Source organism: Pseudomonadota bacterium, from assembly GCA_027624955.1.
Taxonomy (GTDB): Bacteria; Pseudomonadota; Alphaproteobacteria; order UBA828; family UBA828; genus PTKB01.
Map to the genome: position 1 here is coordinate 1 of JAQBTG010000035.1, position 17,163 is coordinate 17,163.

The 17,163-nt window shown below is 59.5% G+C and carries 16 protein-coding genes; 2 read left to right on the forward strand and 14 right to left on the reverse strand.

Features of this window, described 5'->3' with window-relative positions:
- Positions 1 to 36: 36 nt before the first annotated feature.
- The 3 genes from O3A94_13085 to nanR form a co-directional block, all read right to left on the reverse strand.
- The gene (locus tag O3A94_13085; protein ID MDA1357185.1) at positions 37 to 1,764 is read right to left on the reverse strand and encodes a hydantoinase B/oxoprolinase family protein; all 1,728 of its coding nucleotides are present in this window, start codon (positions 1,762 to 1,764) and stop codon (positions 37 to 39) included.
- Positions 1,765 to 1,776: 12 nt separating this feature from the next.
- Positions 1,777 to 2,574 carry an aldolase/citrate lyase family protein gene (locus O3A94_13090; protein ID MDA1357186.1) on the reverse strand — a complete coding sequence of 266 codons (798 nt, stop codon included), beginning with the start codon at positions 2,572 to 2,574 and terminating at the stop codon, positions 1,777 to 1,779.
- Positions 2,575 to 2,637: 63 nt separating this feature from the next.
- Positions 2,638 to 3,357 carry a transcriptional regulator NanR gene (gene nanR / locus O3A94_13095; protein ID MDA1357187.1) on the reverse strand — a complete coding sequence of 240 codons (720 nt, stop codon included), beginning with the start codon at positions 3,355 to 3,357 and terminating at the stop codon, positions 2,638 to 2,640.
- 128 nt (positions 3,358 to 3,485) lie between these two features.
- Here nanR and O3A94_13100 point away from each other — a divergent pair, with 128 nt between their 5' ends.
- Entirely contained in the window at positions 3,486 to 4,235 is a 750-nt protein-coding gene (locus O3A94_13100) for an SDR family oxidoreductase (GenBank protein ID MDA1357188.1), read from the forward strand.
- A 16-nt stretch (positions 4,236 to 4,251) separates the two neighbouring features.
- Here O3A94_13100 and O3A94_13105 read toward each other — a convergent pair whose 3' ends face one another.
- From O3A94_13105 to O3A94_13125, 5 genes are read right to left on the reverse strand one after another with little or no spacing between them, the layout of a single operon-like run.
- The gene (locus tag O3A94_13105) at positions 4,252 to 5,325 is read right to left on the reverse strand and encodes a nitronate monooxygenase (GenBank protein MDA1357189.1); all 1,074 of its coding nucleotides are present in this window, start codon (positions 5,323 to 5,325) and stop codon (positions 4,252 to 4,254) included.
- Positions 5,326 to 5,347: 22 nt separating this feature from the next.
- Positions 5,348 to 6,031, reverse strand: coding sequence for a cysteine hydrolase (locus O3A94_13110; GenBank protein ID MDA1357190.1), 684 nt, complete (start codon positions 6,029 to 6,031; stop codon positions 5,348 to 5,350).
- Between the two features lie 8 nt (positions 6,032 to 6,039).
- Positions 6,040 to 6,312, reverse strand: a complete 273-nt coding sequence (locus O3A94_13115) for a hypothetical protein (protein MDA1357191.1) — start codon at positions 6,310 to 6,312, stop codon at positions 6,040 to 6,042.
- The gene (locus O3A94_13120) at positions 6,309 to 8,138 is read right to left on the reverse strand and encodes a hydantoinase B/oxoprolinase family protein (protein MDA1357192.1); all 1,830 of its coding nucleotides are present in this window, start codon (positions 8,136 to 8,138) and stop codon (positions 6,309 to 6,311) included. The genes O3A94_13115 and O3A94_13120 overlap by 4 nt, the downstream gene beginning before the upstream one ends.
- A gap of 9 nt (positions 8,139 to 8,147) precedes the next feature.
- Entirely contained in the window at positions 8,148 to 10,268 is a 2,121-nt protein-coding gene (locus O3A94_13125) for a hydantoinase/oxoprolinase family protein (GenBank protein ID MDA1357193.1), read from the reverse strand.
- A gap of 220 nt (positions 10,269 to 10,488) precedes the next feature.
- Between O3A94_13125 and O3A94_13130 the strand changes: the two genes are divergently transcribed.
- Complete coding sequence (locus tag O3A94_13130) at positions 10,489 to 11,343, forward strand: MOSC domain-containing protein (GenBank protein MDA1357194.1); 855 nt, start codon at positions 10,489 to 10,491, stop codon at positions 11,341 to 11,343.
- Between the two features lie 13 nt (positions 11,344 to 11,356).
- Here O3A94_13130 and O3A94_13135 read toward each other — a convergent pair whose 3' ends face one another.
- Genes O3A94_13135 through O3A94_13160 form a run of 6 tightly spaced genes read right to left on the reverse strand, consistent with a single transcriptional unit; the run spans position 11,357 to position 17,124 of the window.
- A complete protein-coding gene (locus O3A94_13135) occupies positions 11,357 to 12,514 on the reverse strand; it encodes a mandelate racemase (GenBank protein ID MDA1357195.1) in 1,158 nt (385 codons plus the stop codon).
- A gap of 9 nt (positions 12,515 to 12,523) precedes the next feature.
- On the reverse strand, positions 12,524 to 13,498 hold the full coding sequence (locus O3A94_13140) for a biotin-dependent carboxyltransferase family protein (GenBank protein MDA1357196.1): 975 nt from the start codon (positions 13,496 to 13,498) through the stop codon (positions 12,524 to 12,526).
- On the reverse strand, positions 13,495 to 14,391 hold the full coding sequence (locus O3A94_13145) for an NAD(P)-binding domain-containing protein (protein ID MDA1357197.1): 897 nt from the start codon (positions 14,389 to 14,391) through the stop codon (positions 13,495 to 13,497). Before O3A94_13145 ends, O3A94_13140 begins: the two co-directional genes overlap by 4 nt.
- Positions 14,392 to 14,408: 17 nt before the next feature.
- A complete protein-coding gene (locus tag O3A94_13150) occupies positions 14,409 to 15,278 on the reverse strand; it encodes a carboxyltransferase domain-containing protein (protein MDA1357198.1) in 870 nt (289 codons plus the stop codon).
- Positions 15,275 to 16,252, reverse strand: coding sequence for a biotin-dependent carboxyltransferase family protein (locus tag O3A94_13155; protein MDA1357199.1), 978 nt, complete (start codon positions 16,250 to 16,252; stop codon positions 15,275 to 15,277). Before O3A94_13155 ends, O3A94_13150 begins: the two co-directional genes overlap by 4 nt.
- A 2-nt stretch (positions 16,253 to 16,254) precedes the next feature.
- Positions 16,255 to 17,124, reverse strand: coding sequence for an allophanate hydrolase subunit 1 (locus O3A94_13160; protein MDA1357200.1), 870 nt, complete (start codon positions 17,122 to 17,124; stop codon positions 16,255 to 16,257).
- Positions 17,125 to 17,163: the final 39 nt, after the last annotated feature.

The following is a 17,163-nucleotide window of genomic DNA, read 5'->3' on the forward strand; positions in this document are numbered from 1 at the left end:
TACGATGAGACAGAAACCCTCCCTTATGCAATCCGACTAGTTTGTTCCATAGGCGCTGACGTCAGACAAGCGCGCCGCCGCCGCATGCTTTGAGACATATCCCTCGCGCACGTCTTCGGCGATCAATTCATGCGGGCGCTCGGCCACGTCGCCGTAGCCGCCGCCACCGCAGGTCGTGAGCCGGATACGGTCTCCCTCGTGCAACGTCACGTTGCCGAATTTGCTCGGCGAAACCTTGCCGTAAAGCTCACACACATTACGCCAATCCTCGGCCCCGACAGGGCGGATCAAGAGCGAGGCGTTGTTGGCTTCATCGCCGCCCAACAAACCCCACGGGCGCATTTTGTGGCGATCGCCCATATGGCTGATGGTGACTTCACCTTCGATGCAGCGCAGTGTTTTGGTACAGCCGAGCCCGCCGCGATATTTTCCCGGACCACCCGAATCCTCGGCCAGGCTCATATTCTCGACCAGCCAGGGATAGCGCGTTTCAAAAACTTCAACCGGAATGGTGCGGCAATTGCCGTTGATGCAGTTCACCGTGTCATGGCCGTCAGCGAAACTGCGGCCGCCCCAGCCAGCGCAGAGAAAGTCGTAACACACATAATATTCGTCGTTGCGCGGGTCCTGCCCGCCAAACAGAAAATTGCAATGGGTCGCCGCATCGGTGGCGAAGGCGCGCTCTGGCGTGCATGCCGACAACGCGCCGATCACGGCATAGGCAATGCGCGGATGGGTTTCCGTATTGCCACCGACTTCGGGCGCCGGATAATCCACATTAACCAGCGTGCCCGGCCGGGCGAGCACCTGGATAGGGCGGAAGCAGCCCGAATTGCGCGGAATGGTCGGGTCCGTCAAATGCAGGAGCGCATTGAAGCTCGCTGACCAAGTGACGCCGAGCGTAGCGTTGATGGCGCCTTGAGCCTGCTCATCGCTGCGCCCGAAATCGACAATGATTTCGTCGCCCTGGACGAAAACATCGACGGAAATCCGGTACGGACGATCACTGATACCGTCGTCTTCCATATAGTCGTCAAAGGAATATTTGCCGTCCGGCAGCGCCACCAACTCGGCCCGCATTCGTGCTTCTGAGTAATCCATCAAATCGCTGCAATTTTTGCGGTATGTCTGGGTGCCGTATTTCCGCACCAAATCGCCGACCCGCCGGGCGCCCAATTCGCAGGCGCTGATGAGGGCGCGGTAATCGCCGTAATTGTGGCGCGGCGTCCGCACATTCGCGAGTGCGATCTTCCACACGGCGTCGACATCCACACCGCACCGTTTGATGCGCACCGGCGGCACCCGCAGGCCCTCGTGAAATATCTCCGTCGCTTCACTGCAAAAACCACCCGGCACCATGCCACCGGTCTCCGCAACATGACCGATGGAAACCGAGTAGCCGAGAAATTCGCCATCGACGAAGATCGGCGTGAAGAAGGTGTGTTCCGGCGTATGCAATCCGCCCCGATAAGGGTCGTTGTGCATGATCACGTCGCCTTCCTCGATCTTGTCGCCGGCCATCTCGCGCACGCAGGATTTAATCAACAGCGGCATGCCGCCGATTTGCGCCGGACAGTAATCGGCGACGGCGATCATCTCGCCCTCGGTGTCGGCAATGGCGCAGGTGAAATCGAGCGATTCATTAAAGATCGTCGAATAGGACGTCTTCATGAGTGTGATGCCCATTTCCCGGCAAATCGAGAGCAACGTCGATTCGATGATATTCATCGTCACGACATCCATCTCTTTTTCTGCCTGTGCCATGATCAGGTTTCTCTAGCGCCCCTTGGAACGCCCGCCTTTGCTTTTGGCTCGTAGTTGATCGATGCCGTCCTTGAGGGCTGCCTGGAATATCCACACATCGCCCGAGTAGCAGATGAAATCGAAACCTTGGCGGAAGAGCGCGGCGCCAGTTGCGACATCCGGCACCAGACGGCCGAAAGATTTCTTATGCTTTTGGCAGGCGCGCCCGACCTTCTTCACTGCGGCCTTAAAATCTGGGTGATCAAACTGACCTGGAATACCCATCGAAGCGCTGAGATCAAAATGTCCGATCCACAAGCAATCGATGCCTTTGACGGCAGCAATATCGTCCGCATTTGCTACGCCGCCGGGCGTTTCGATCTGGGCGAAGATGGTGCTGCGCTTGTTGGCGTCGCGCAGTTTCTTCAACACCGGTCCGGGTTGGTAGCGGTCATGTGCAACCTGAAGCGCGACGCCGCGATGGCCCTGCGAAGGATATTTGGCGTGCGCGACGATTTGCTCCGCTTCCTCACCGGAGCTCACCATCGGCAGCATCAGGCCTTCGGCGCCCATGTCGAGAGCGCGCGCAATGTGATGATAATTGCGCGACGGCACACGGACGATGGTGGGAAGCTCCGCCGACTGCATATAGCGCAGCATCGATTTGAGTGATTCGAAACTGAAGCCACTATGCTCCATGTCCAGAAGGACGAAATCGCATCCGGCCGCCTTCATGATCTGCCCGATACCCGGCGTATTAAACTCAACCAAAAACGTGCCGAACTTGCCGCGCCGCGATTGGGCCATCTCCTTTAGACTATCTTGCGCCACCCCTTGTCTCCCTTTTTACCGTTATGTGGTTGTCGGCTGTGGCGGCCAGATATTGCGTCGCCACTACCCTGTCTCTGCGCTCCCTTTGACGCGCCAATACTGTTGCGACACGTCGTTCAAATGGCCGCGCATGGCCTGTTCTGCCGCATCGACATCATGATCGGCGACAGCGCGGAAGATCTTGGCGTGCCATTCATAAGCGCTTTCGGCCACGCCCGCCTTGCGCAGCGACGTGTGGCGCTGTTCGGTCAACCAGCCGACCACCGCTTCGTGAATTGCGACAAATACAGGATTTCTCGGAATCTCAGAGAGAACGTAATGAAAGGTGACATCGGTGCGCTCAAACGCTTCCATATCGCCCAAGGTTTGCCGGTTTTCCGCCAGCGCCTTTTCCAACCTGGCAATATCTTCGTCCCCCGCATGCAGTGCGGCATCGCGCGCTAAGCCGATCTCGAAAAATAGCCTCGCCTCTTGTAGATGGCGCACGCCCTTCGCATCCGCCAGCATGTGACGAACGGTTCCGGTCAGTCCATTGAGGACGGTTTCAGGCGTTGGTTTGGTGACTCGCGCCCGCTCGCCGCTGCTAATCGCGACAAGGCCCATTTTCTGCAGCGAAAACAGCGCCTCGCGCACCGACGGGCGGCCGACGCCGAAGCGTTCCATCAGATCGCGTTCCGACGGCAATTTTTCGCCGAGGCCGAATTCGCCCGAGTGAATAAGACCTTCTAGGCGATCCATTACCTCATCTGAAAGTCGTCGCCGCGTGATTATCTCTCTTTCCATGGTGTACCTGTTATACCACCAACACCGCGATAATGGATAGCGTCCAGGCGCGCGTAATCACCTCTTTCCATGGCGGGTCGCGAACAATAGCCTGGGCACGGCATTTCACATCAGACGGAGCGAAAAATATGGCAAGACTTTCTGGCAAGAAAGCGGCGATCACCGGCGGCGCGGGTGGCATCGGCGCTTCTATTGCACGTCGCTTCGCAGCTGAGGGCGCCACGCTGGCGCTGCTAGACCTTAATGGAGACGGCGCGGCGCAAACCGCTGCGGCCCTGAATGGCCCTGGCTCGGGCCATTATGGCGCGGCTGTCGATGTCGGCGACGAGACTTCGGTTGAAAACGCCTTCGCCGCCGCTGCGAAGGCGGTGGGAGCGATCGACATATTGATCAACACCGCCGCCATCGCCGGCGCTTCGTCGGTCGAGGAAATGGCCGTGGCGGACTGGGACCAAATGCTGCGCATCAATCTACGCGGCACATTCCTATGTTGCCGCGCTGTGATGCCCGCCATGCGCCAGCGCAAATGGGGCCGTATCGTCAATTTTGCGTCCGAGGTCGCGCATCGCGGCAATCCCGGTCTCAGCCATTATGCCGCTTCCAAGGCGGCGGTCATCGCGTTCAGCAAATGCCTTGCGCTTGAAGCCATCTGCGACGGCATTTGCGTCAACACGCTATCGCCGGGCCCGACCGACACCTCCATGCTGGCCGGCATCGAGCCAGAGGTGATCGCCAAATTGGTTAATGACCTGATGCCCATCGGGCGTCTCGGCAAGACCGAAGAAATCGCCGCCGCGGCGCTTTTCCTCGCCTCAGACGATGCCGCTTTTTGCGTCGGCACCACCCTCAACGTCAATGGCGGCACCTATATGAACTAATTTACCCGGGCAGGAGTCACATTGCGGCGATCACCGCCTGGGCATCTGCGGCGAGCTTAGCCAGCAGTTCGCCCGCCGGCATGGGCCGCGCAAGTGCCGCGCCCTGCCCCGCCCACATCACCATGAGATCGCTCTCATCGCGTTTGCGGCTGGCCGCATTTAGCGGGCCGGACAAGCTGTATTGCAGCGGGAACGCCAAGGGCTCGGCTCCGCTTTCGTTCATCTCGGCAATGTAGCGGTTGATGATCGCTCGGGCCGGGCGGCCGGAAATCATACGCGTCACCTGGGTTGTCTCACCAGGCGCATGCAGCAGCAATTCGCGGTGCACGGGATGCATGTCGGTTTCCGGGCAGGCGAGAAAAGCGGTGCCTATTTGAACCCCGCTGGCGCCGAGCGCAAACGCCGCCGCAATGCCGCGCCCATCGGCGACAGCGCCGGCGGCGATCACCGGCAGGCTTACCGCATCGACAACTTGCGGCACCAACGCGAAGGTGCCGACGGTGCCGGATTCGACGTCGCCTAGAAACGTGCCGCGATGCCCGCCGGCCTCAAACCCTTGCGCGATGACAGCGTCGGCGCCGCCATTTTGCAACGCCACGGCCTCGCGCACCGTTGTCGCGGAACCGAGAATGACCGCGCCTGCCGCTTTCAAGGTTTCGATTATGGCGGGCTCGGGCAGGCCAAAATGGAAGCTGACAATCGCCGGCTTGAGCGCTGTGACGGCGTCGAGCATCTCGGTGCCGAATATCGGATAAATTGACCGCGCCGCCGGCGTCTCTCCTAGCGCCATTTCAGCATAATAGGGCGCGAGGTGGGCACGCATCGCGCTCTCCGCGTCGGCGTCATGAAGCGGTTCATCATGCACGAAAAAATTTACGTTGAAGGGGCGGTTGGTATTGGCCCGTACCGCGCCGACCTGATCGCGGAACTGCTCCGGAGTAAATGCCGCGCAGCCGAGCGAGCCAAGTCCGCCGGCATTGCTCACCGCGGCAGCTAGCGCCGGTGTGGCCGCACTCGCCATCGGCGCCTGAATAATTGGATGCTCGATTCCGAGGAGATCAGTGAGGTCGTTTCTGGGCCAACCGGCCATTGCTTCCGCTTTCGCCGCCAGGCTATTTCTCAAGCGCCGCGAGCGCTTCGTCCAGCGTCATCACATCGCCGAATTGCTGAATGATGATTTCTAACGTGGCGCGGTGCTCCTCGTCCGATAGCGCGGCGCAACAATCCGACAGCATTACGGTATTGAAATCGAGCATCATGGCGTCGCGCGCCGTTGATTCGCAGCACACATTGGTCTTGGTGCCAGCAATCAGCAGCGTGTCGATATCGTCGCGGCGCAGCAGGCTTTCGAGCGAAGACGATCCCGCTATCAGCGCGCTGTAACGGTTCTTGAAAATTTGGGCGTCTTCGGGCGAAACATCAAGATCGGGCCATATTTTTTGCCCCTCTGCGCCAGGCGCCAACCCGTCGATGGTTTTCTGCCGCACCTCGGCGGCGACGAAATAGTCGAAAAATCCCGGCCAGTCACTTTTGTCATCTGTGCTGCCGTTGGCGTGCGTCACCCAAATCACGGGCACGCCGATTGCCCGCAAGCGCGCGCTTAGGCGATTGATGTTGGCGACGATCTCGCGGCCCTTCGGTACTTCGACCGGCGCACCAGGACGGAGAAACGTGTTCTGCATGTCAATGACGACAAGCGCCGTTTTCGCCGGCGTCAATTTCTCGAATAGATGCAGTCGCCCGCGCCGGGCCATGACACGCGCAATAATTTCCGGGCGGATTTCGATATCATGCATGGCCGCCCCTATATATGTACGACGTCGTTGAGAAACGGATCTCCCGCCAGCGCCGTTTCGCTATCCAGGAGTGCCGCACAACCGGGGCAGTAGAATCGCCGCAGCAGCACGTTGGCGGCGTTCGAATAGGGCTCACCGCCAGCGCCTTTTAAGGTGGTTTCACTGAGGCGCGCCGCTTCTTTCCAGGGTTCGCCCGACGGCCCAAGCGCGTGTCCGCATGCCATGCAGGCGATTTCAGCCTTTTCGTTCACCACCAGGGAAGCCGAAATGCGTGTGCTCATTCTGCTGCTTCCTGGCTCAGGCGGCCGACGCGAATGGCTTGACGTGCCGAAGCGCTCGCCGCTGCGTCCACGCCGCCTTCAGCGTTGAGCACGACCCCATATACATCGCGCCCCACGCCTTCGCTTACATTGCCTTCACGCACATCGCGGGCAATCTTTTCCGGCTCGCGCGCCAACGGATCACCGTAACCGCCGCCACCGTCGGATCGGACATAGAGCACGTCCTGATCCATCAACGGAAACACACCCCACGAAATCGACTGTTGCTCGCCGGTCATTTGCTGCGGCGACATGGCGAATGGATTGACGTTCTTGCCCGCTTCGGCCGCCTCATTGTTGTGCACCCAGCGGAAGTTGCACGGCGCGCCAGGAAAACCGCCGCCCAACCCATCGCTCATGGAAAATTTGGTGCCTTTGCCGGAGACCACGTAATTGATGCCGCCATCGGGTGAATCATGCTGTTGGACGGCATATTCAAGCCCGGTGCCGCCGCGGTATTTTCCTGGGCCGCCGGAATCGATGGTGGCGCGGCGGAACAAGTAGCGCACAGGGAAATGGCTTTCGGTGGTTTCCACATTGGCCATGCGGCCAATGGGGTTGGGTATTTCCCCGCCAACATCGACGCCGTCGGCGAAGCTGCGCCCGCCACCGGCGCCGCCGAACGTCTCGGTCATGATGCCGATAGCTTCTTGGCCTTTTTGATTCTGCCCGAACATGAAAATCGCAAAATGGCTACCGTGCCAGACCGCGGTCGCTTCTTTGGCATATTTTTCGCTCGCGGAGAGCATTTTAGAGATGCAAATGCAGGCGGCGTTATTGACCGATTGTATGGCGCCAACAGTGGCGAGCGAGATCGGCGCCGGGCGCGTGCAATTCACAATCGAGCCTTCCGGCGCGATCATCGAAATCGGGCGCAGCACTCCGTCATTCCAGGTAATGTCGTAACAAAGCAGCGGGAAGAGCGGCGCGAAGAACCCGCCCCAGGCGGCCCAGTAAGCGCAATTGATGCCGTATTTCGATTGCGCACTCGAGCCGGTGAAATCGAAATTGAGCGTATCGCCTTTTTTGGTCATGGCGAGAAGAACATGATAGGTCTCTTCTTCGATATCGAAATATTGACGTGATTCCCAACGCCCATCGGGCAATTCGCGCAACCGCTCGCGGAAGCTTTGCTCCGATTGGTCGACCAGCATTTGGCACGCTTGATCGACCGGTTTGGCGCCGTATTTATCGACCAGCGCCACCATGCGTTCGCGCGCCACATTGTTGGCCGCGATCATCGAGGACAGATCGAGCGCCACCATCTCGGGCGCCCGCACCATGTTTAAAATGGTATCCATGATGTCGGTATTCATTTCGCCGCGGTCCACAAGTTTGAGTCCGGGCGAGGAGAAACCCTCGGTGAAGATATCGCGCGAATCTGGACTGAACCCGCCCGGCACCATAGCGCCGATATCATAGACATGGACGAAGCACGCGCTCCACGCTACCAACTTGCCCTCATAGTGAATCGGCGATACGAGGTAAACATCGGAGGTATGCAGCGCTGCCGTATACGGGCAGTTGGTAAGGAACACATCACCTGGGTTGATGCGCCCGTCAAAGCGCCGGATGATCGTCTTACAGGCTTCCGCGGCGCTGGTCAGATGATGCAGGAAACCGACCCCGCCCATCAGCAGAGAACCATCCGCACGATAGAGCGACACCATGAGGTCGTGGCCCTCATTAGTGATGGCACTTCCTGAGACATGCTTGAGCGTTATTACCGCTTCGTCGATGACGCGGTAAAGCCGGTGGCGAATAATTGAAAATGTGATCGGGTCCATGGCGTTGCCTCAGATGAAATGAATGACCATGTTGCGGTATTCGTCAAGATAACCGGTCTGTTTGTCCTGCAGGACAATGGTGGTGATCGGCGTGTGAATGACCGCCGGGCCGGTAATTTCGTTGCCGGGCGTAAGGCGCTCAAAATCGTAAATATCGGATTCGACCAGAGCGCCCGCAGCATCAACGAAGATCGGTCGACGCCCGGTTATAGCAGCGCTAGCATCTTTGCCGCCGAGCGCCATTTTCTCGATTTCTGGGCGTTTCATCAGGCCACGCGCGGTGAGCCGGAACATGGTCATTTCCATGCCCGCCGCACGGTAGGCTGAGCCCTTGCCAAATTTGCGTTCGTACAGTGCCTCGAAATCATCGACCAGGGCGGCCAGAGCGTCTTCGTCCAGAGGCGTTTTGCCACGTACCGGAGTCGTCACCTCATGTACTTGGCGGCCATAGCGAAGATCGATCGACCATTCGAAGGCGGTACCAGAATCGGCGAAACCTTCCTTGGCCAGCTGAGCTTTTGCGTCGCCGATCATGGATTCATAGATGGCGTTGATATCTTCGGCAGGACTTGGCACTGGCAGGGTCTTGGTGACACTGTACTCATGAACAATATCCGCTGAAACCAAGCCGAATGCGCAGTTCACCGACGCGGTGTACGGAACGACAATTCGTTTAACATTCAATTCCGCGCCGAAGATGCCGCAGACGATCGGACAGCTTCCGCCAAAAGCATGAAGTACGAAATCGCGCGGATCGAGGCCGCGCTCGACCGTAATTTCATGAATAAGGTCGGAGATTTGCGCCGCTGCAATTCGGAATATCCCAATCGCCGCTTCTTCCACACCGAGGCCAAGCGGATCGGCGATCTTCTCCTTAAAAATAGTGCGCGTGCGCTCCAGGTCGAGGGTTATCGCGCCGCCGAGGAAATTTTCTGGATCCATGTAACCAACGAGGATCATGACGTCGGTTAGTGTTGGCTCTTCACCACCCTGGCCGTAGCAGATCGGTCCCGGCCGGGCGCCAGCACTGCGCGGACCGACGCTCGGCACATTGGTGCGCGGGTCGAGCGACACGATACTGCCGCCACCAGCGCCGATAGACACCACTTCGATTTTCGGAGCGACATAGTGAAATCGGTCGACCATCGGCTCGCGCGCGTAATCGAACTCGCCGCCCTGAATGACTCCGACCTTGAACGTGGTGCCGCCCATATCGGCGGCGATGACATCATCGTCGCCCATCAAATGGCCAAGATATCGGCTGCCGATAACACCCGCCGCCGGGCCACACTCAATCATTCCGACGGCTCGTCCTGCGGCCTCCTTGGCCGGCAATAGCCCGCCATAGCCCTGCATCACCAGCAGCGGCCCGTCATAGCCCTCGGCTGTGAGCAGGTCCTGTAGATTGTTGAGATACAGGGACGCGATGTTGCCGGCATAGGCGTTGATTACAGTGGTCGAAGTTCGCTCATATTCGCCTGGCACTGGCGCGATGTCGCTCGACAGCGACACATATATCGAAGGCGCCACGCGCTGAATCACCTCGCGCACGGCGTGCTCATGTTCAGCGTTGTAAAACGACCAGAGAAAGCAGACGGCGAGCGCTTCGACGCCTTTCTCTTCAACTAGATGGCGCACCGCTTTTTCAGTGGCTTCCAGGTCGAGGGCGCGCAGCACCGCGCCTTTGTAATCGACCCGCTCGGGCAGGCCGCAAATACGATCACCCGGCACAAGCGGTTCGGCACGCTCGGTCGCCACCGGATGCTTGATGCCGTCTTCGCTGAGCCCGCCCCAGCGGCCATAGGCGCCGCGCGTGATCAGGAGCGTATCCTCGAATCCCTCGGTGGTGAGCAAGCCGGTAAGCGCGCCATCGCGGGTGAGCAGCGTATTGTCGACAACAGTTGAGCCATGCACGAACAGCGACGTGGCGGCGAACAATTCGGCGAAAGAGAGGCCCATGGTATCGGCGGCGGAGCGAATAGAATTCATCACGCCTTCAGCAAAATTGGGCGGCGTTGAGAGAGCTTTGCCGAGATAAAGCGGCTCTCCCGGCGCAAAGACGATGGTATCGGTGCATGTGCCGCCGACGTCGGTGGCAACGACATAGCGTTTGCTTTTCGATTTTTCCATAAGGCGCCTAATTTCGGTCGAATATTGCAGCCTCCATAATGGCGCGCGGGGCGCAACGGAACAATTACTCCTGCAACGTTATTTCGCTGCGTTTCAGCCGCAGCCGGCTGTTAGAATACGGCTTCCAGCTGGATGCATTCCAGCCCTGCCAACCCGGCCTCAGGACGTGGCACGCAATCTGAGACCTAACTGACGATGGCGCACAACGAGGAGACGGCACATGACGAGCCAATCGAACGCCGTCGGAACCATCCAGAACATCTGGCGCTATGCCGTGAAGTCGATGGGCGGCGAAGAATTGGGCGAGGCCCTCGTTACCGAAGGCGGGCTCTTAGGCGATCGCGGCTATGCCGTGATCGACCAGGCGAATGGCAAGGTCGGCAGCGCCAAAATGCCGAAAAAATGGGGCAGCCTGCTGACCCTCAGCTCCGCCTACAGCGCGCCGCCGAGCGCAGGCGCGCCGTTGCCACCGGTGCAGATTAACTGGCCGGGCGGGGAAAGCGTGATCAGCGGCGGGGGCGATATAGACGCCCGCCTGTCCGAGACCGTTGGGCGGCCGGTCGCGCTGACGACGGTGCGCCCCGAGACCGTCAGCCTCGAACGTATGGACCCCCTCGAAGCCGAGGAAACCATTCTCGATATCGGCGAAATCATGATGGCGGGCCGCTTTTCCGACTATGCCGCAATCCACCTGCTGACCACCGCAACCCTCGCCCGCCTATCCGAGCTTAGCCCCGGCATCGCTTTCGATGCCAAGCGCTTCCGCCCCAACCTAATTATCGAGGCGGCGGAAGGCCGGCACGGCTTCGTTGAGAATGACTGGGTCGGGCGCACCGTCGCCATCGGCAAAGACGTGCGTCTGCACATCACCGACCCCACACCCAGGTGTCTGATCCCGACCCAGGCACAGCATGGTGGCATCGAAAAGGACATGAAAATCGTCTCCACCATCGTCGAACATAACAGCCTGCCGGTCCCCGTCCTCGACAACGAAGTGCTGCCTTGTGTTGGCGTCTACGGCTTTGTGTTGAAGGGCGGAGATATGCGCCAGGGAGATACGATCCGGGTCGAGTGAAACCGTCCGCCGCTTAATCCAACAACCGCTTGAGCACATCATAAAGCGCCGCCTTGCGTTCGAAGCCGATGCCTGGGGCATCGGGCAGCATGACGTAGCCGTCTTCTATTGGGGTGTCGTCGGCGAAGCCGCCGAAGGGTTGGAAGACGCCGGGGTAGGATTCGCAGCCGCCGAGATTGAGCGCGCCTGTCAAAGCTAAGGCGAGGAGGTTGCCGCCGTGTGGGATGAAGCGGCGAGGCGACCAGCCCAGCTCCTGCATCATATCGACAATGGCGATGGTCTCTAAGACGCCGTAGGCCAGGGCAGGATCGAATTGCAGATAGTCGACGCTCCGGCGCAGGCCGCCATGGCGGATGAGGTTGGTGGCGTCTTGCAGGGAAAGTAGATTCTCCCCGGTGGCGACGGCATGTGGGTAGCACCGCACGATTTCGGCATTGAGAGCATAATCGAGGGGATCGCCAGGCTCTTCAAACCAGCGCAGACCATAGGGCGCCATGGCCGCGCCATATTTGAGCGCGGTCTCGATATCGAAGCGGCCGTTGGCGTCCACCGCCAAGCGCCCGCCATCGCCGCCCAATAGCTCCAGCACGGCCTCGATGCGCCTGATGTCGTCGTCGAGCGGCGCGCCACCGATCTTGATTTTCACCCAGCCATAGCCCGTGTCCAAGTACCCGCGGACCTCTGCCAGCAGGCCCGGGATGCCTTTTTCTTCATCGTAATAGCCGCCCGCCGCGTAGACGAAAACTCGGTTTTCCGCCGCTTCGCCGCCGAGCAAACGCCAAAGTGGCACACCGGCTACCTTGGCGGCGGCGTCCCACAGCGCGATCTCTATTGCAGCCACGGCAACGGCACGCTCGCCGTGGCCGCCGGGCTTTTCGTTTTGCATCATGGCGGCGCGGAGAGCTTTGGGGTCGAGATTATCGCCGGCTTGGTTTTGCTGCTGTTCCGGCGTCAGGTCGAGGATACGTGGTGCCAGGCGGGCGCGGATCACTTCTCCTTGCGCGTAGCGGCCATTCGAATTGAAGCCGAAACCGATGATCGGTTTGCCATCGCGAATTACGTCGGTGACCACGGCCACCGCGCTCACCGTCATCTTGCTGAAATCGATAACGGCGTTGCGCATGGCAGCACCCATGGGAACGCTCTTCTCGCGTATTTCGACAATGCGCATGGGAGCGACTTATGCCTTTACGATGCTGTCTTCGCCACACAGCGCATTGATGGCGCGCTTGCGGGCCTGCGCTTCTTCCACCGAGATGAGCTCGAACGCATAATGCTCGTTGGGGCGCGATTGGCCGAGCTTCCAGAACGCGGCGGAAGGCACGGTGAAGGGGTTGATAAAGCCGCCCAGCGTCAAGGTATCGTGCAGCAGAATGATCGGCGTCTGGCCGCAGAGATTAATCGCGCCGATGGGATAGCCGTGATCGATGGTGTTGGACGGGTCGGAACCGTTCTCGGGCGCCTTATTGGTCGCCTTGTCGGTGAACGTCCATTCCGGTCCTTCGAGGCGAAAGCCGACACGGTTGCTTTTTGGCGAGAGCTTCCAATCGCTTGTCAAAAAGCGCTTCTGCCCGGCGGCATCGATCCAATCATCATTGGGTCCGGCGCAAACTTCTATCTGCCAGCGCCCGTTCGCGGATATCGCCGGGCGGCTAGAATTCTTGACCTTCCGGTCCGGTACGCCTTCCCCGGCTCCGATCGGAATCTCGCCGCCGACTTGCAGCGCCGCGCCATTCAGGCCGCCGCAATCGCCGAGCACGAATGTCGCGCGTGAGCCAAGAAACGGCGGCGTATCGATCGCGCCGGCAATTGCGATATAGGCGCGTGCGCCGTTTATCGCTGAGCCCAATACAAGCACCTGCCCAGCAGCAACGGCGATGCTTTGCCAAAGCGGCACGGGCGCGCCATCGAGCTTAGCCACCATGTCGGCGCCGCAAATGGCGATTACGGTGGCAGCCCCGAATCTCAGCGATGGGCCGATGAACTGGCATTCGAGCGCCGCCGCGCCCGGTGCATTGCCAACCAGGATATTGGCGAGGCGGAAAGACCAATGATCGATCGGCCCGGACGGCGGGAAACCCATGCCGAACGCGCCCTTGCGGCCGGGAAAATCCTGCACGCAGGTTTCGAGTCCAGCTTTCAATACTTCGATCATAAGCGCGGCGCCTTCACACCGGCGCGCTCGCACCAATGATCCAAGAGGGCGGAGAAATCCTTGTCATGAAACTTCGTGCTGCGCGCCAGGCTGACGCTTTCGCGCGCCGCCGCGGCGATCGGCAACGGCACCTTGACTTGATTGGCGGCATTTAAGATCAGAGATAAATCTTTATGCGCAAGATCGATCGCGAAGCCGGGCTCGATATCGCCAGTCAGTACCTTCGTGGCGTAGTTGATTTTGAGCTGGCCGTTGGTCGCCGTCGTACCATGAATGACATCGAGCGTGGTTTGCAAATCTAGGCCGAAGCGGGCGGAAAGCGTCAGCACTTCAGCATTCATCTGGCACGAGACGATGGCGAGATAATTGTTCACCAGCTTCGTGCGCATGCCGCTGCCGACCGCGCCGCAATGGTGGATGGTGGTGCCCATGGCTTCGAGAAGTGGACGCACGCGGACTAAATCTGCGTCCGACGCGCCGACCATAAAGAGGCTTTCTCCAGCATTGGCGTGTTGGGCGAGGCGGCCAACCGGCGCATCCACCATCGCCATACCGGACTTGTCGAGTTTCGCCGCAAGGGCGTCGGTCGTTAGCGGATCGACAGTGCTCATGTCGAGAAGAAGCATGCCTTCCCGGCCATGGGCGAGCACCCCGCCCTCGCCGAGCACAACGGCTTCTACTTCCGGCGAGCCTGGCAGCATGGTGACGACGATATCGCTGGCCGCGGTCAACTCGGCGATCGAGGCGGTTTCGGTCGCGCCCAATTGGACGAGCACGCTGACCGGCGTCGGCGAGACATCGAACACGCTTAGTTGGAAGCCCTTGTTTTGAAGGTTGCTCGCCATGCCTTTACCCATGGCGCCGAGGCCGATAAACCCAATGCGTTCGGTCATGATTGTTGCGTCCTTGTCTAAAATTTTCCGTCTGGGTTGAGCGACGCCACCCACTTCTTGTAGGCACCGACCGAGAAGCGCTGATAGGCGGTGATGTTGAACTCATAACTGCCATCCGCCACCCGGGCCTCGATATATTCGAACTCTTCTGCGCCGATGGGCATGAATTTCACCCGGTCGGCGGCGTCGAGCAGCACGACGCGGTCCTTGAAAATCGGGTGACGTTGGCGCGGGTCCCATAGCGGTACCGGCACGCGGCCGATCAAATTGTAACCACCCGGCCCGGGCGTGGTGTAGACTGAGGTCGAGAGCCCGCCGACGCCGATCGCGCCAAGCGTCGTCCAGGTGCGCGGCGGATTATATTTGGGCGAGGTGATAGCGCATCTCGGATCGAGCGCGCGCAACAACGGCAGGCCCGGCGTCGAACACACCGCGACCACCCAATGCTCGGTGCCGGAATGGACACGCGCCAACTGCTTGGCGTCATCAAGGCCGTTGATACGGGCGACGTAATCGGGATCATATTCGCGCGGGGATATCTTCTCGCTGTAATCCTCAACGCATTGCCGGCTCCAAGGGTCGAGATACATCGCCGGCAGATAGGCGAGACGGCTCTCAAGCTCAAGCTCCTCGACCGAGCCCAAGCCACCAATCAGACGTTCCAGTTCCGTTTGCAAATCCGCGTAAGAGATTTCGTCCGAATCATATTCAACAACGAGAGAATTATAGGACGGGTTGGTATCAATCACCCCCCGCGTTTGATCCTGCTTGAGCGCCGCCGTCAGGCCGAGCGCGAGAAAATTGAGATCGATGCTGCCATCGTCGCCGAACTGTACCAAGATGAATTGATCGCCGCCTGGCAGAAATTTAGCCTCGTCAAACTTCATGCGATGCTCTCCTCGGTACAGAGTTTATCGATGGCGCGGCGCGCATCTTGCGCCTCTTCCACCGAGATCCGGTGGAACCGGTAGATATCGTTGGGCTTGGACTGGGCCAGCTTCCAGAACGCCGCCGAAGGGACGGTGAACGGATTAATAAAGCCCCCAGCGCTCGGCGCGTCATTGACCAGGATAATCGGCGTCTGGCCGCAAAGATTGACCGAGCCCACCGGATAACCGTGATCGAGAATGTTCGATGGGTGCTCGCCATGTTCCGGCCCCTTGGTGCTAGCCTTTTCGGCGAACAGCCAATCCGGCCCCTCCAAGCGGTAGCCGGTGCGGTTGCTGCGCGCCTGAAGCTTCCATTCGCTAGTGAGGAACCGGTCGATCCCCTCCGCTGTGATCCAATCGTCATTCGGCCCCTGCACCACTTCGATTTGCCACTCTTTGCCGTTGGCAATAGCTGGGCGGCACGCCTCTTTCACGCGCCTTCCTGGAACGCCCTCCCCGCCATTCGCGTGCAAGATTTGACCGACCTTCAGGGCGTGGCCGTCGACGCCACCGACACCAGCCATGTGGAACGTTGCGCGCGCACCAAGCACCGATGGAACCTCTATGCCGCCCGAAATCGCGAGATAGGCGCGCGCGCCTTTGCTGGCAAAACCGCAAGCCAATTTCTGACCGGCCGTCACAGTCAGGCTTTCCCACATGGGAATGGCGGTGCCGTCGATCGTGGCGTTCATTTGAGCACCGCATAGAGCAATCACACAAGTGCCGCTAAAAACCAATGTCGGACCCATAAATTGACACTCCAATCCGGCGGCGGCGGGTTCATTGCCGACCAATATATTGGCGAGGCGAAAGGACCACATATCGAACGGGCCAGAAGGCGGAAACCCTTGCTCCCAAAAGCCGCGGCGGCCGGGGAAATCCTGCACGGATGTTTCCAGACCAGCTTTCTCCACTGCGATCACAACCGCCATGATTAAAACCGTTCCGTCATATCGAGCGTTTCAAGCCAGTGATGATATTCACGGATGGAGAACTTGGCGTAGCCCGCGACATTGTGGACATAGGTGCCCTCTTCGACCCGGCTCTCGACGTAATCATATTCGGCGCGTTCGATGGGCAAGAAGCGCACCCGGTCACCTGGGCGCAGGAGAGCCAGATCGTCCTTGAACGCGGGCAGGCGCTGGGCGATATCGCAAACCGGAACCGGTGTGTGGCCAATAATTTGATATCCCCCCGGCGTATTGGCGGGATAAACGCATGTCACCGAGCCGCCATACCCGATTGTGCCCTTCGGCGTCCAGGTGCGCGGCGGATTGTACTTTGGCGCGGTCATCCGGCAGCGCGGATCGAGCGCAATCAACGACGCCAAGCCAGGATAGAAACCGAGCGCCGACACCCAATATTCGGTGCCGGAATGGATGCGGGCAAGCTGGGCATAACCGTCGAGATCATTGAGCCGTACCATGAGGTCGGGATCATATTCCTTGTCGCCGATCTTGGCGCAGTAATCCTCCCAACAGGCGCGCGTAACATGGTCGCAATAAAGCACGGGAATGTAGTAGATCGGGCTCAACAGCTCGATATTTTCAAGCGACTCCATGGCATAATAATGCGAGAGAATTTCGCGTTTCAAATCGCCGAAGGAGATCCCATCCGGGTCGTAGCTGAGAACGATGGATGCCATGTTCGGAAGTAGCTCTATCAGCCCGGGTATCTCCGCTTCGCGCACTTTCGCCGAGAGCGAGTGAACGAGAAAGTTAAGGTCGAAATTCAGCTCGTCTCCAAGCTCCATTTCGATATATCGGTCGCCGCCGGGCAGAAATTTGGGCTCGTCGTAGATCACGCGCTATTCTCTCCCCACCAGCGATGCGGCGGTTGCTTC